The sequence below is a fragment of the Aromatoleum tolulyticum genome, assembly GCF_900156155.1.
Lineage (GTDB): Bacteria > Pseudomonadota > Gammaproteobacteria > Burkholderiales > Rhodocyclaceae > Aromatoleum > Aromatoleum tolulyticum.
Map to the genome: position 1 here is coordinate 210,949 of NZ_FTMD01000006.1, position 14,931 is coordinate 225,879.

At 66.8% G+C, this 14,931-nt stretch carries 10 protein-coding genes; 9 read left to right on the forward strand and 1 reads right to left on the reverse strand.

From position 1 onward, the window contains the following. Window positions 1-2 precede the first annotated feature (2 nt). From BW991_RS24430 to BW991_RS11195, 9 genes are read left to right on the forward strand one after another with little or no spacing between them, the layout of a single operon-like run. The gene (locus BW991_RS24430; RefSeq protein ID WP_084205056.1) at window positions 3-2,417 is read left to right on the forward strand and encodes a TIGR03087 family PEP-CTERM/XrtA system glycosyltransferase; all 2,415 of its coding nucleotides are present in this window, start codon (window positions 3-5) and stop codon (window positions 2,415-2,417) included. A gap of 16 nt (window positions 2,418-2,433) precedes the next feature. Then, window positions 2,434-4,362 carry an XrtA/PEP-CTERM system amidotransferase gene (locus BW991_RS11160; RefSeq protein WP_076602183.1) on the forward strand — a complete coding sequence of 643 codons (1,929 nt, stop codon included), beginning with the start codon at window positions 2,434-2,436 and terminating at the stop codon, window positions 4,360-4,362. 27 nt (window positions 4,363-4,389) lie between these two features. Beyond that, window positions 4,390-5,589, forward strand: coding sequence for a TIGR04063 family PEP-CTERM/XrtA system glycosyltransferase (locus BW991_RS11165; protein WP_076602184.1), 1,200 nt, complete (start codon window positions 4,390-4,392; stop codon window positions 5,587-5,589). Window positions 5,590-5,606: 17 nt separating this feature from the next. Continuing rightward, window positions 5,607-7,187, forward strand: a complete 1,581-nt coding sequence (gene xrtA / locus BW991_RS11170; protein WP_244551668.1) for an exosortase A — start codon at window positions 5,607-5,609, stop codon at window positions 7,185-7,187. A gap of 1 nt (window position 7,188) precedes the next feature. Further along, window positions 7,189-8,298: a glycosyltransferase family 4 protein gene (locus tag BW991_RS11175; protein ID WP_076602186.1), complete on the forward strand. Its 1,110-nt coding sequence runs from the start codon at window positions 7,189-7,191 to the stop codon at window positions 8,296-8,298. Between the two features lie 13 nt (window positions 8,299-8,311). After that, window positions 8,312-9,703, forward strand: a complete 1,392-nt coding sequence (locus BW991_RS11180) for a phenylacetate--CoA ligase family protein (protein ID WP_076602187.1) — start codon at window positions 8,312-8,314, stop codon at window positions 9,701-9,703. After that, window positions 9,700-10,917, forward strand: a complete 1,218-nt coding sequence (locus BW991_RS11185) for a prenyltransferase/squalene oxidase repeat-containing protein (RefSeq protein ID WP_076602188.1) — start codon at window positions 9,700-9,702, stop codon at window positions 10,915-10,917. The genes BW991_RS11180 and BW991_RS11185 overlap by 4 nt, the downstream gene beginning before the upstream one ends. After that, entirely contained in the window at window positions 10,914-11,771 is an 858-nt protein-coding gene (locus BW991_RS11190) for a formyl transferase (RefSeq protein WP_076602189.1), read from the forward strand. Before BW991_RS11185 ends, BW991_RS11190 begins: the two co-directional genes overlap by 4 nt. Next, complete coding sequence (locus BW991_RS11195) at window positions 11,753-13,123, forward strand: putative O-glycosylation ligase, exosortase A system-associated (protein WP_076602190.1); 1,371 nt, start codon at window positions 11,753-11,755, stop codon at window positions 13,121-13,123. The genes BW991_RS11190 and BW991_RS11195 overlap by 19 nt, the downstream gene beginning before the upstream one ends. Here BW991_RS11195 and BW991_RS11200 read toward each other — a convergent pair. Further along, the gene (locus BW991_RS11200; protein ID WP_244551669.1) at window positions 13,056-14,921 is read right to left on the reverse strand and encodes an asparagine synthetase B family protein; all 1,866 of its coding nucleotides are present in this window, start codon (window positions 14,919-14,921) and stop codon (window positions 13,056-13,058) included. The two genes, BW991_RS11195 and BW991_RS11200, sit on opposite strands and share 68 nt — an antisense overlap. Window positions 14,922-14,931 lie beyond the last annotated feature (10 nt).

The window sequence follows — 14,931 nt, forward strand, 5'->3', positions numbered from 1 at the left end:
GCATGGACGTCCGCCCGCCGCTGCTGTATCTGGTGCATCGGATCCCGTATCCGCCGAACAAGGGCGACAAGCTGCGGTCGTTCCACATCCTGCGTCATCTGGCGCGATCGTATCGTGTCTATCTAGGAACCTTTGTCGATCGTGCCGAGGATGCGCCCCATGTCGAAACCCTCCGCGAGTGGTGCGCGGACGTCTGTGCGATCCCGCTGTCGCCCGTACGCACCCGGCTTGCCAGTCTGCGGGGGCTGTTGAGCGGGGAGGCGTTGAGCCTGCCCTACTATCGTAGCCGGCGCCTGCGGAATTGGGTGGATGGAACTGTCCGCAGTCAGGGGATCCGTCGAGCGGTGGCGTTTTCCGGGCCGATGGCGCAATACCTCGATCACGCCGGGCTCGACCGTCGGGTAGTGGACTTCTGCGATGTGGATTCCGCGAAGTGGTCCGACTACGCCGGCGCGCGCGCATGGCCGATGTCGTGGTTGTATCGGCGGGAGGGGGCGAAGCTGCTGGCGTTCGAGCGGGAGGTGGCTGCGGCGACGGATGCCAGCATCTTCGTGACCGACGCCGAGGCGGATCTCTTCCGGCGGGCCGCACCGGAAGTGTCCGGTCGGGTCGTGGCGATGCCGAACGGGGTCGATGCGGAGTTCTTCTCGCCCGATGCGGGCCATGCGAACCCTTATCCCGCCGGCGGGCCGGTCGTCGTGTTCACCGGGGCGATGGACTATTGGCCCAACGTCGATGCGGTGGTGTGGTTCGTGCAGGACATCCTGCCTCTGTTGCAGCGGTCGCGTGCGGACCTGCGGTTCTGCATCGTCGGGATGAATCCCGCGCCGGCGGTGCTGGCGCTGGCCGGCCCCTCGGTAGTGGTGACCGGCAGCGTGCCCGACGTGCGGCCGTGGATCGCGCATGCGCAGGTCGTGGCAGCACCGCTGCGGATCGCGCGGGGCATCCAGAACAAGGTGCTGGAGGCGATGGCGATGGCGCGACCGGTGGTGGTGTCGGCATCCTCGGCGACCGGGCTGGCGGGCGAACCGGGGCATGACTTCGAGGTCGCCGGGACGACCCACGAGTTTGCCGCGCGGATTTCCGCGCTGCTCGGCGACCCCGAGCGGGCGATGCAAATGGGCACATGCGCGCGTGCCCGCGTCCTGGCTGCGTACAGTTGGGATGCCCACCTCGGGCGCCTGGATGCGCTGCTCGACGCGGCACGCGAGCCCGCTGTCGCGCGACCGCGCGCGCAGGACGCCGCTGACCACGACCCGCGGCCGCTGGTGGTGCATGTCGTGTATCGCTTCCAGGTCGGCGGGCTGGAAAACGGCGTCGTCAATCTGATCAACCGGCTGCCGGTCAGCCGCTTCCGCCACGCCGTCGTCGCGCTGACCGACTGCGACCCGGCATTCTGCCAGCGCGTCGTGCACGACGACGTCCGTTTCGTTTCGCTGCACAAACCGCCAGGGCACGGCGTTAAGTTGTACCCCGCGCTGTTCCGATTGTTCAGCGAGCTGCGGCCCGCGGTGGTGCATACGCGCAACCTCGCCGCGCTGGAAGCCGTCGTGCCTGCGTGGGCAGCGGGGGTGCCGGTGCGCGTGCATGGCGAGCACGGCTGGGACGTGTCCGATCCCGATGGAACGCGACGGCGCTTCCAGTGGATGCGTCGGCTGTATCGGCCGTTCGTGACCCATTACATACCGCTGTCCGACCATCTCCTGCGATATTTGAATGCGTCGGTCGGAGTGGGCGCGGCGTGCATGACCCGCATCTGCAACGGGGTCGATACGCAGCGATTCAGGCCGGGCGTGCGGGGACGAGAGGTGCTGGCGGGCTCGCCGTTCGAGGGCGACGATCTGTGTGTGATCGGCACGGTCGGCAGGCTCGAACCGATCAAGGATCCGCTGAACCTGCTGCGCGCGTTCGTGCAATTGCTCCGTCGGGCACCGCAACTCGCCCGGCGCTTGCGCCTGATGATCGTCGGCGACGGCTCCCTGCGGGCGGAGCTCGAGGCGGAGATCGCCAGGGAGGGCGTTGGCGCTTGCGTGTGGCTGGCCGGGGAGCGGCGCGACGTGCCGGAGGCGATGCGGGCGCTGGATGTGTTCGTGCTGCCGTCGCGGGCGGAGGGCATCTCCAACACCATTCTGGAAGCGATGGCCTGTGGTCTGCCGGTGATTGCGACGCGAGTGGGCGGGAATGCAGAACTGGTGATCGAGGGCGAAACGGGAATGCTCGTCCCGGCCGGAGACAGTGCTGCGCTGGCCGATGCGCTGGCGCGCTACGTCGAGGACGGCCGGATGATGCAGCAGCATGGGCAGGCGGCGCGGAAGCGCGCCGAGGCGGAGTTCAGCATCGACGGCATGGTTGCGCGCTATGCGCAGCTGTACGAGTCCTTGTTGAGTGCGGCGGGGCGTCCGGTGCCGGCGACCTGAAGCGGGAGAAACGTGGATGTGCGGAATCGCCGGGCTGTTCCACACGCGTGACAAGCGGGAATTTCCGCGCGATCTCGTGCAGCGCATGAACGACGTCCAGTTTCATCGCGGGCCGGACGAAGGCGGGGTGCATTTCGAGCCGGGTGTCGCGCTCGCCCATCGGCGGTTGTCGATCATCGACCTGTCCACGGGCCAGCAGCCGCTTTTCAACGAGGATGGTTCCGTCGCAGTCGTCTTCAACGGCGAGATCTACAACTACCAGGAACTGGTGCCCGAACTGGAGCGCTGCGGTCACCGTTTCCACACCCGCAGCGATACCGAGGTCATCGTGCACGCGTGGGAGGAGTGGGGCGAGGACTGCGTGCGCCGCTTCCGCGGAATGTTTGCGTTCGGGTTGTGGGATCGCAAGCGCGAGACGCTGTTCCTCGCGCGTGACCGTCTTGGCGTCAAACCGCTGTATTACGCGCTGCTGCCGGATGGCTCGCTGGCCTTCGGTTCCGAGCTGAAAGTGCTGATGCAGCATCCGGCCCTGGACCGGCGCATCGATCCGTGCGCGGTCGAGGAGTATTTCGCGCTCGGCTATGTCGCCGAGCCGCGCACGATCTTCGTCGGTGCCAGAAAGCTCGGGCCCGCCGAAACGCTGACAGTCCGTCGCGGCGAAGCGGTGCCGGCGCCGAAGAGCTACTGGGACGTGCGGTTCACGCTCGACAACCCGATCGGGCTGGCCGACGCGGCCGCGGAGCTGACCGAACGCCTGCGCGAGTCGGTCCGCCTGCGCATGATCGCGGAAGTCCCGCTCGGCGCCTTCCTGTCCGGCGGCGTGGATTCGAGCGCTGTGGTGGCGACGATGGCAGGTCTGAGCGGCGATCCGGTCAATACGTGCTCGATCGCCTTCGACGATCCGGCCTTCGACGAGGCCGCCTTTGCGCAGCAGGTGGCCGGGCGCTATCGGACGAACCACTACGTCGAAACGGTGCAGTCCGACGATTTCGAGCTGATCGACAAGCTCGCGGTGCTGTATGACGAGCCCTATGCCGACAGCTCCGCGATCCCGACCTGGCGCGTGTGCCAGCTCGCGCGCAGGAAAGTGACCGTGGCGCTGTCGGGCGACGGCGGCGACGAGAGTTTCGGTGGTTATCGGCGTTACCGCCTGCACATGATGGAGGAGAAGCTGCGCGCGAGCCTGCCGCTCGGGGTGCGCCGGCCGATGTTCGGCGTGCTCGGGCGGCTGTATCCGAAGGCCGACTGGGCGCCGCGCGTGCTGCGCGCGAAGACGACCTTCCAGGCGCTGGCGCGTGATTCGGTGCAGGCGTATTTCCATTCGGTATCGATTCTGCGCGATGACCTGCGCCGGCAACTCTACTCGAGCACCTTCAAGGCACAGCTCGGCGGCTACAACGCGCTCGACGTGTTTCGCCGGCACGCGGCCAACGCAGGGACGGACGATCCGCTGGCGCTCGTCCAGTACCTCGACCTGAAAACCTACCTCGTCGGCGACATCAACACCAAGGTCGATCGCGCGAGCATGGCGCATTCGCTGGAGGTACGCGAGCCGCTGATGGATCACCCGCTGGTCGAATGGCTCGCGACGCTGCCCTCCTGCCTCAAGGTGAAGGGCAACGAGGGCAAGTATCTGTTCAAGAAGGCGATGGAACCGCTGCTGCCGCACGAGGTGCTGTACCGGCCGAAGATGGGTTTTGCCGTGCCGCTCGCGCGCTGGTTCCGCGGGCCGCTGAAGGCCCGGGTGCGGGAGGCGATGCTGGGCGGGACGCTTGCGTCCACCGGGCTGTTCAATGCCGATACGCTGCGCCATCTCGTCGACGCCCATCAGTCGGGCGCCCGCGACTACAGCGCGCCGCTGTGGACGCTGTTGATGTTCGAGTCCTTTGTCCGCCAGAGCGGCGCCCTCGCCGGGTCGGTCGAAGCGTCGAGAGTGGCGGTCTGAGTGGCGGCCTGGGTGGTGACCTGAGCGATGAAAATCCTGCACGTCTTCGATCATTCGATCCCCTTGCATAGCGGCTATACCTTCCGCTCCGCGGCGATCCTGCGCGAGCAGCGTGCGCTGGGATGGGAGACCTTCCACCTGACGTCGCCGAAGCAGGGCGCGACGGCCGCCCTGGACGAAGACGTCGACGGCCTGCGATTCTTCCGCACGCCGCCCATTTCGGCGACGACGCCCGTGCTCCGCGAGACGGCCCTGATGCGGGCGTTGCGAACGCGGATCGTCGAGGTGGCCACGAAGCTGCGGCCGGACGTGATCCACGCGCACTCGCCGGTGCTGAACGCGTTGCCGGCCCTGAGCGCCGGCCGTCGGCTGGGCATCCCCGTCGTCTATGAGATCCGGGCGTTCTGGGAGGATGCCGCGGTCGACCATGGCACGGCACGCGAGCGGGGTCCGCGTTATCGCATGACGCATGCGCTGGAAACCTGGGCATTGAAGCGGGTCGATCACGTGTTCACGATCTGCGAGGGATTGCGCGCCGACATCGTCGGACGCGGGATCGCCGCCGAGCGCGTCACCGTGATTCCCAACGCGGTCGATATCGAATCCTTCCAGCTCTCGGGCGAGCCCGACGCGGCGCTGAAATCCCGTCTCGGGCTGGATGGCAGGACGGTCATCGGTTTCGTGGGTTCGTTCTACGCTTACGAGGGGCTGGACCTGCTGTTGGACGCGGTGCCCGTTCTGCTCCAGCGCCTGCCCGACCTGCGAGTGCTTCTGGTCGGTGGCGGTCCGCAGGAGGCGAGCCTCAAGGCCCAGGCCGACCGGCTGGGGATCGCCGGCCGTGTCATTTTCGCCGGCCGCGTGCCGCATGACGAGGTGAGTCGCTACTACGATCTCATCGACCTGCTGGCCTACCCGCGTCACTCGATGCGCCTCACGGAGTTGGTGACACCGCTGAAGCCCCTCGAGGCGATGGCGCAAGGGCGGGTTTTCGTCGCCTCCGATGTCGGCGGCCACAAGGAACTCGTGCGTGATGGCGTGACCGGGCGACTGTTCCGAGCGGGCAATCCGCAGGCGCTCACCGAGGCTGTCGTCGACATGCTGGCCAAGCGGGGTCAGTGGGGCGACTACCGGGTCGCAGGACGGCGCTTCGTCGAATCGGAGCGCAACTGGCGTACCAGCGTCGGGGCGTATCGCGTGCCCTATGCGCGGCTGGCGGGGGCTGTATGAGCGCGCCGGAAGACCAAGTGAGGCAGCAGGCCGGCGGCGTGGCACTTGCGGCGCCGGCGGCCGGTGTTTCGCGTGATACGGTAATCCGTCTCGCGGTGCTGGTCATCGGGATCGTTGCCCTGCTCGGCACGTACCGCGACACGCTCGCAGCCATGGTCGAGATCTGGGACCGCTCGGACACCTTCGCGCACGGCTACCTCGTCGCACCGATCACGGGCTGGCTGATCTGGCGCGAGCGCGCCCGCCTGCGCGGATTGCCGCTGACCCATTCCCTGCTCGGCATGGCGGCCGCAGCCGCGGCGGGTTTCGCGTGGCTGCTCGGCGAACTCGCGAGCGTCGCCAGCGTGTCGCAATTCGCCTTGGTCGGCATGATCATCGCGCTGGTGTGGGCGGTGATGGGGACACAAGTGGTGCGGGCGCTGGTGTTTCCGCTGGGCTTCCTGTTCTTCCTCGTGCCCTTCGGTGAATTCCTGTTCCCGACGATGATGGATCGCACGACCGATTTCATCATATGGGGCCTGCGCCTGTCGGGTGTGCCGATTTACGCGGAGGGGCGCAGCCTGGTGATTCCGTCCGGACACTGGGAGGTCGTCGAGGGCTGCAGCGGGGTGCGCTACCTGATCGCGTCCGTGGTGGTCGGCAGCCTGTATGCGTATCTTACCTACCGCTCGCTGCTCCGGCGCCTGATCTTCGTCGCGCTGTCGGTGGTGCTGCCCATCATCGCGAACTGGCTGAGGGCTTACGGCATCGTCCTGCTCGCGCACATGAGCGACAACCGCATTGCCGCCGGCCTCGATCACCTCATCTACGGCTGGGTGTTCTTCGGGGTGGTCATGATGCTCTTGTTCTGGGCCGGCGCACGCTGGCGCGAGGATGAATTTTACGATGCGTCGGTGCCGCGTGCGGCGGTCACTGCGGACGGCGGCTCCGCCTCCAGGTCGTCGTGGTTCGTGGCGCCGCTGCCCGTCGTCGCGGTTGCTCTGGTGCTGTTGTGGCCGCCGTTGCTCGGCGTGCTCAATGCGCAAGGTGCGCGAGGGGCGGTGAGCCTTGCCGGACTGCAGTCCGGTGCAGGCTGGCAGCGTGTTGCAGGCGACCGCGTGCCCGACTGGAAGCCGCATTACTCGGGCATGCGCGATGAACTGCGCGAATCATGGGCGAACGGCAATGTGCCGATCGGGCTGTACGTTGCCTACTACCGCAATCAGGGGCCGGGAGAGGAACTCGTCAATTCCGAGAACCGGCTGCTCAAGTACAAGGACAGGCAATGGAGCGTGGCGGCGCATCGCGAGCTCCCGGTGCAGGTCGGCGGACGCGAGGTGAATGTGCTCAGCACCGAGATTGTCAATGGCGCCGCCACTCGGTTGTTGATCTGGCACTGGTACTGGATCGACGGACATTGGACGACCAGTGAATACGCCGCGAAGTTTTACCAGACGCTGGCCCGCTTGCGCGGGCGCGGCGACGATTCGGCCGCCGTCATGATCTATACGTCGCTCGGCGAAGGGGCGCGGACCGTGGCCGAGACCGCACTCGCGTCATTCCTGCGGGACAAGGGAGGCGAGTTGGGCGACTCCCTCGCTCAGGCGACGGGGCGTTAGCGTGAACTGGGCGGGCAAGCGCATCGCACTGATCGGCCCGCTGCCGCCGCCGGCGGGGGGCATCGCGAACCAGACCCTCCAGCTGGGGGAACTGTTGCGTGCCGAGGGGCTTGATGTGGAGCTCGTCCAGGTGAATGCGCCCTATAAGCCGGCCTGGGTTCGCGGCGTGAAGGGCCTGCGCGCGGGATTCCGGCTGGTGCCCTACCTGCTGCGTCTGTGGGCGGCCGCAGGGCGGGCCGACCTGATGCACGTGATGGCCAATTCGGGCTGGTCGTGGCACCTTTTTGCTGCGCCCGCGGTATGGGTTGCCGCATTGCGCGGCGTGCCGGTGGTGGTGAACTACCGTGGCGGCGAGGCGGGCGATTTTCTCTCGCGCTCGGCGCGTTGGGTCAGGCCAACGCTCCTGCGGGCCGGTGGTGTACTGGTGCCGTCGGGCTTTCTGCACGAGATCTTCGCGCGTCATGGGGTCGCGACCCATATCGTGCCCAACGTCGTCGATCTTGCGCGCTTCAAACCCGCTTCGTCACGGCAAGGGGGGGCTGGCGCCCCACATATCGTGGTCGCGCGCAACCTGGAGCCGATCTACGGCATTTCCGTGGCCCTGCATGCGTTTGCGCGGATTCTTGCGGAATACCCGCAGGCGCGGCTTTCGGTGGCCGGCTCGGGACCCCAGGCGGGCGAACTCGAGCGCCTGGCTGCCCAACTGGACCTGGGAGGTCATGTGTGCTTCACCGGCCGGCTCGATCGCGACGAAATGGCCGGGCTCTATCGTGACGCCGATGTGATGCTGAATCCATCGCGTGTCGACAACACGCCGAATTCCGTACTGGAGGCGCTTGCGAGCGGTGTGCCGGTGGTGAGCACCGCGGTCGGCGGCGTGCCGTATATCGTCGAAGACGGTCGCAGTGCGCTGCTTGTGCCGCGCGATGATGCGGCGGCGATGGCGTCCGCCGTCACGCGTCTGCTGCGCTCGCCGGAGCTCCGCCAGCAATTGGTCGAGTGCGGGCTTCGCGAGGTGCGGCGCTATACCTGGACGGCCGTGCGCGACACGCTGTTCGCCGGCTACACGGCCGCCGTGCAGAACGGGGTGGCACCGGTGGCGGTGCGGTGACCTGGAGATATCGATGAGCCTGCCTGCCCGACTGGTCAGTGATGCGCTGTTTCCGCTCCACGAGCGCTTGATGGGCCGCCCCACCTTCACGTATCTCGACGAGCTCGAACGCAGCCAGTGGTTGCCGCGCGACGAGATCGAATCGCTGCAGGCGCGCAAGCTCGGCTCATTGTTGCGCACGGCGCACGCGCACAGCCCGTGGTTTGCCCAACGGATCGACGAGGCCGGACTCGACCCTCATGGCCGCGAGATGGCGCTTGTCGATCTGCTCAAGCTGCCGACGATGGACAAGGCGGACGCCCGCGCCCATCGCGACGAGATCGTCTGGCGCGACGCGCCCGGGGGAGTGTTTCCCTACAACACCGGTGGCTCCAGCGGCGTGCCGCTGTCCTTTTATTTCGGCCGCGCACGCCAGGCGTCGGACGCAGCGGGCCGCATGCGCGCGCGTCGCTGGTGGGGCGTGGAAGTCGGCGAGCGCGAGGTCTATCTGTGGGGCGCTCCGGTCGAGTTGAACAAGACCGATGTAGTCAAAGTCGTCCGTGATCGACTGCTCAATCAGCTCGTGCTGAATGCGTTCAATATGTCCGAGGCGGCGATGGACGGCTATCTCGATGCCATCCGCGCCTACCGGCCTGCGTGCGTGTATGGCTACGCCAGTTCGATCGCGCTGCTGGCGGCGCACGCGCAGGATCGTGGTGCGGACATGCGCCTGCCGACGCTGAAGGTCGTATGCACGACCGGGGAACCGCTGTTCGAGCACCAGCGGGAGCTGATCGGGTCGGTATTCGGGGTGCCGGTCGCGAACGAATTCGGCAGCCGCGACATCGGATTCACCGCGCATGAGACGCCGGAAGGGCAGATGCTGCTGATCAGCGAGAGCATTGTGCTGGAGGTGCTGGATGCGCAAGGTCAGCCCGTTGCCAGCGGCGAGACAGGGGAGGCTGTCATGACCGGTCTGTGTTCGGAGGGGCAGCCCTTCATCCGCTACCGGACCGGCGACGTGCTGCGTCTGTCGGCGGAGGCCTGCCGCGCAGGGCGTGGTCTGCACGTCATCGACCAGGTCGCCGGCAGGCAGACCGACTTCGTCGTGCGCTCGGACGGCACGGTCATGCACGCGCTGGCGGTGATCTATGTGCTGCGGGCGGTCGACGGCATCAAGCAGTTCAAGTGCATCCAGCATGCGCCCGACGTGATCGAGGTCCAGGTGGTCCCGGATCGCGCCTGGTCGCCGGAACGCGAGGCGCAGATTGTGACGGGGCTGAGGGCACGGCTGGGGGCCGACTTGCGCGTCGAATGCCGCCTGCTCGACGAGATCCCCCCCGAGGCATCCGGCAAACACCGCTATGTAGTCAGCCATGTCGCGCTGGCACCACGCCTCCAGTCCGCAACCGGGGGCACGGCATGAATTCGCTCGCGGTCCTGCGCCTGCCCCTGCGCTACAAGCCGTGGTCGCCGCGCCACGCACGCCTGATCCTCAACGACCTCGGCGGCGCCGCACGTCAGCCGGAGCGCGAGCACCGCACGCACCTGCAGGCGGCAATCGACTGGTTGTGCCGCGCGCAGGATGTGCGCATGCGCGAGTCCGACGCGGGAGGCGTTTCCGCCGGGTGGAGCTTCGAGGACGGCTGGTTGCCCGGTTACCCGGAGACCACCGGCTACATCATCGAAACCTTCATTGCCGCCGCCGAACTCCTCGAACGGCCCGAACTCCTTGAGCGGGCGCGGCGCATGATCGACTGGGAGATGTCGCTGCAGCATGAGGACGGCGCCTTTCCCGGGCATTTCGGCGAGCCGGGAAGCCAGCCGGTGATCTTCAATACCGGCCAGATCATGCACGGCATGATCGCCGGGGCGGTGAGCCTGCAGCGCACCGAATGTCTCGACGCTGCGGTGCGCGCCGGCTGGTGGCTCGTTCGTCAGCAGGACGCGGACGGTTGTTTCCGGCGCTCGGAGCATAACGGCGTGCCGCACGTCTACAACACGCGGGCGATCTGGGCGCTCGCCGCGACCGGCCAGCTGTCGGGTGAACGGCGCCTCGTCGATGGCGCGCGGCGCAATCTCGACTGGGCGCTTACCCAGCAGACCGAATGCGGCTGGTTCCGGACCAATGCCTTCACCGCTGGCCAGGATCCGTTCACGCACACGATCGCCTACGCGATCCGGGGATTCCTCGAATGCGGCGCATTGCTCGACGACGCGCGTTACCTGCAGGCCGCGGAGCGCGCAGCGCGCGGAATGATGGGGGTGTTGCGGGACAATGGCTGGCTCGCCGGACGCTACGGCGACGGCTGGGTCACGACCTACTCCTACGCCTGTGTGACCGGTGTGGCGCAAATGGCCTTGAATTGGCTGCGTCTGGGACAGATGACCGGTTCGGGCGACTTCACCGCTGCAGCCCGCCGGGCGATCGGCTACGTGAAGAGGACGCAGCGCCTCGCCGACGAAGACGACATCGTGCGCGGCGCAATCCCGGGCTCGGTGCCGATCTGGGGCGACTATTCGCGGTTCGAGTTTCCGAACTGGGCGGCCAAGTTCTTTGCCGATGCGTTGATCATGGACGAAACCGGCCGCGCGCTGCCGCCGCTTGTCGCGCGACGCGAGTGCGAGGTTCCCGCATGAGCCGGCTGCGCCTGCTGATCCTGTGCGGCGGGGCGCCGCGTCACCTGCATTTCGCGAATGCCTTGTGCGGGCGCGCCGACGTCCTCGCGATCGTTCAGGAAAGCGGAGCGGAGTGGAACCGCGAGAAGATCCTGCGGGTGCTGCGGCTGAAGACTTTGTCCAGCAAAGCCTGGCGCTGGCTGCGCGACCGGAGGCGCTACACGGGCGACCGCGAGGCCAGATTTTTCTTTGGCGACGCGCCGGCCACGCTCGATCGCGCTGACCTCGTCCGCAGCTTTCCGACCGTGAATCATCCCGGCGTGGCCGATCTCGTCGCCGCGTTGTCGCCCGATCTCATCGCCGTGTTCGGTACGTCGCTGATCAAGGGCGCGTTGCTGGAGGCGGGCCGTCCGCGGCTCGTCAATCTGCATGGCGGCCTTTCGCCGCAGTATCGTGGCGCCGACTGTACGTTCTGGGCGCTGCACAACGGCGAGCCGGAACAGGTGGGCTGCACCATCCACTACATCGATCCCGGCATCGACACTGGCGGCCTCATCGCCCACGCCAGTCCCGAGGTCAGGCCCGGCGACGACGAGCTGACGCTGTTCTGGCGCGCGGTCGCGCATAGCACCGATGTCTTCGCGGAACTCCTCGATCGTGTCGCTGCCGGCGAGCGCTTCGGTCAGCAGCAGCCGGGCCGGGGGCGCCTCTATCAGGTGAAGGATCGCCTGCTGCGGCACGAGCGTGCGCTTGCCCGGCGGATGCCACACGGCATTCCCGCCGACATCCGGCTACCGGCGCGTACCCGCTGGTTTCCTGCGGACGAGACGCGGGATATTCGTGAGGTCGACACCGCATGCGCGATATCGCAGTAACGTTTGCGGTTTTCGCGACCCTGCCGTTCATCCTCAGGCGGCCGTGGATCGGCATCCTCGTGTGGACGTGGCTCGGCTTCATGAATCCGCATCGCCTCGCGTGGGGGTTCAGCACGACGATGCCCTTCGCCTACATCGTGGCCCTGACGACGCTGATCGCGATGTTGCCGTCGAAGGAGCCGAAGCGCATCCCGTGGGAGCGGGAGTCCGTTGTGCTGCTGCTTTTTGTCGGGTGGATGCTGGTCACGACGATCTTTGCGGCTTACCCGATCTTGGCCTGGCCACAGTTCGAGAAGGTCATCAAGATCCAACTGATGATCTTCGTCGCGATGATCCTCATCAACACACCCGAGAGGCTCAAAGCCCTCGTCTGGACGATCGCCTTGTCCTTGGCGTTCTACGGTGTCAAGGGCGGCATCTTCACGATCGTCAATGGCGGGGTGTACCGTGTGCAGGGGCCGTCAGGCACCTTTATCGAAGGCAACAACGAGCTTGGTCTGGCCCTTGCGATGACCGTGCCGCTGCTGTACTTCCTTGCGCGCAGCACCGTGCATGGCTGGCTGCGACCCGCGGTGTACCTGGCAACCGTGCTCACGGCGATCGGGGCGATCGGGACACAGTCGCGTGGCGCGTTGCTGGGCATGGCCGCGATGGGTCTGGTGTTCTGGCTCAAGGCTCGGCACAAGTTTCTCGTCGTCGTACTTGCGGGACTGTCGATACTGATGATCTGGATGATCATGCCGGAGGCGTGGTACGAGCGCATGGCGACGATCAATACCTACCAGGAGGACCAGTCCGCGCTGGGGCGCATCAACGCGTGGTGGATGGCGTTTCATCTTGCGATGGACCGGCCGCTGGGCGGCGGTTTCGAAACCTTCCAGCGCGAGATGTTCTATCTGTATGCGCCCGATCCATCCAACGTTCGTGACGTGCACTCGATCTATTTCGAAGTGCTGGGCGAACACGGCTTCGTCGGTCTGTTCCTGTTCCTGCTGCTGGCGATATTCACCTGGCGGTCGGCGAGCGCCGTCGCGAGGGCTGTCAAACCGGATTCCGAGCATGCCTGGCTGGGCGATCTCGCCGCGATGGTGCAGGTCAGCGTCGTCGCCTATCTCGCCGCGGGTGCCTTCCTCGGCATGGCGTACTTTGATTACTACTACAACCTCGTGCTGATCGTGGTGGTCGCGAGAGTATTGGTGCGTGAAGCCGAAGCCGCCGGGAAGCGTGCCTTCGGCGTCGCTGCACCGGCGGCGGGATCACCCCGCGTGCGCGAGGCCGTGCCGCTCAAGGTTCGGCCGGACCGCCATTCCGCTGCAGCCAGAGTTCCAGTTGGGTCAGTACCCAGATCATGACTCCGTAATAGCTCGCATGGCCCGACGAATGTTCCCGCCACAGCTTCTGCAGATAGTCCGGACGAACGATCCCGCGACGGGCGAGGCTGTCCAGTGCGGCGACCGCCTGCGAACGCAGCGGACCGTCGGCGGCGAGCCACAGGCCGAACGGCAGGCCGAAGCCATGCTTGGATTTGGTGATCGTCTCGCCCGGCAGGAAGTCGCGCAGCGCCTGTTTGAAAAATACACGCAGACGGGTGCCGCTCACCTTCTGGCGCACGGCCAGCGTGCCGGAGAAGGCGATCAGATCCTCGTCGAGGAAGGGAAACCGCACCTCGACCCCCGCGGCCTCGCACATCCGCGACACCTTGCGCAGGTCATTGTCGGCCAGCGTGATCTTGTGATCCAGATGCATCATGCGATCGACCGGTTCCGGCGATGCGGCGCGAAAGTACGCTTCGCGCATCAGCGCCAGCGGACGTTCGGTGTCGACCGCGGCGAGGAACTCGCTCTCGAAGATTGCCGCGAGCGGGTCGCGATGCAGGAAGTTGTAGGTTTCCAGACGGTCGGGCAACAGGATGCGCGCCTGCCGGATGTAGCTCTGTGCCTTGCGCACCGGCATCAATGCCGATCCGAGCGGAAAATTCAGCACCAGTGGCTCGAGCATGCGCCGCAGCCCCGGCGCGAGCGAGTGGTAATGCTCGAACACTCCCTGCTTGGCATAGCGCGCGTTGCCGCCGAAGAATTCGTCGCCGCCGTCACCCGCGAGCATCGCCTCGATGCCGTGTTCGCGCGCGATGCGGGCGCAGAAGTAGGTCGGCACGGCGGACGCGTTGCCGAAGGGTTCGTCATAGGCGGCGGCAATGAGCGGCAACGCCTCGGCGACATGTTCGGGAGTGACGTAGAACTCGGTCGCGTCGGCACCGAAATGGCGGGCCGTGATGCGCGCGTAATCGAGCTCGTCAAAACCCTCGGCGTCGAAGCCGATCGAGAAGGTGCGCGCCGGCTTGCCGCTGACCTCGCCGAGCAGGCCGGTAACCGTCGAGCTGTCGGTTCCCCCGGACAGGAAGGCGCCGACCGGCAGCTCATCCACGTGGCGCTGCACCGACTGACGCAGGAGCTGCCTGAACGTTCGTTCCTGATGCGCCTCGTCTGCCCGATTGTCCGGTGCAAAGGGCATCACCCAGTAAAAGTGCCGCGTCGCGTCTCCCCCGGTCGCTACCAGACATTGCGCCGGCAGCAGCTTCTCGACCGCGCGAAACGCGGTGTCGGGGCTGGGCACCATGTGGCAATAGAGGTACTCGTACAGTGCCTGGCGGTCGAGTGCGGCATTGATCGCCGGATGTGCGGCGACAGCGCGGGCGCTGGTGGAAAACACCAACAGGGGCCCCACCCGTGCGAAACACAGCCGCTCGATGCCGGTGCGGTCGACGGCCAGCAACGTGCGGCCCTTCGCCAGGTCGATCAGGACCAACGCGAAGTTGCCCTGGAGATCATCCAGGAGCCGATCGCTGACTTCACCGTAACGCCGGATTGCGGCCGCAGCGTGGCCGTGCTCCGCCGCGTGGGCTGCGGTCGCCGCGTCCGTCCAGCGCGGCCGGCCGAGCAGCGCCGCCACATGGCGTGCGCTGGCGTGCTGTGCCAGCCAGCTTGTCGCCGGCCCCGTCGCGATGCAGCCCGCGCCGTGCATTTCGAGCAGACCTCCGGGTTCGCCCGCCGCATCGGCAGCGAACATTGCCTGCAGTGTCCCCGGCGGGGCAGCATCAGCCTCCGCGAGATTTACCCAGCCGCACAGGATCCGTCGAGTGTTCATGAGCATGCCGTCATCC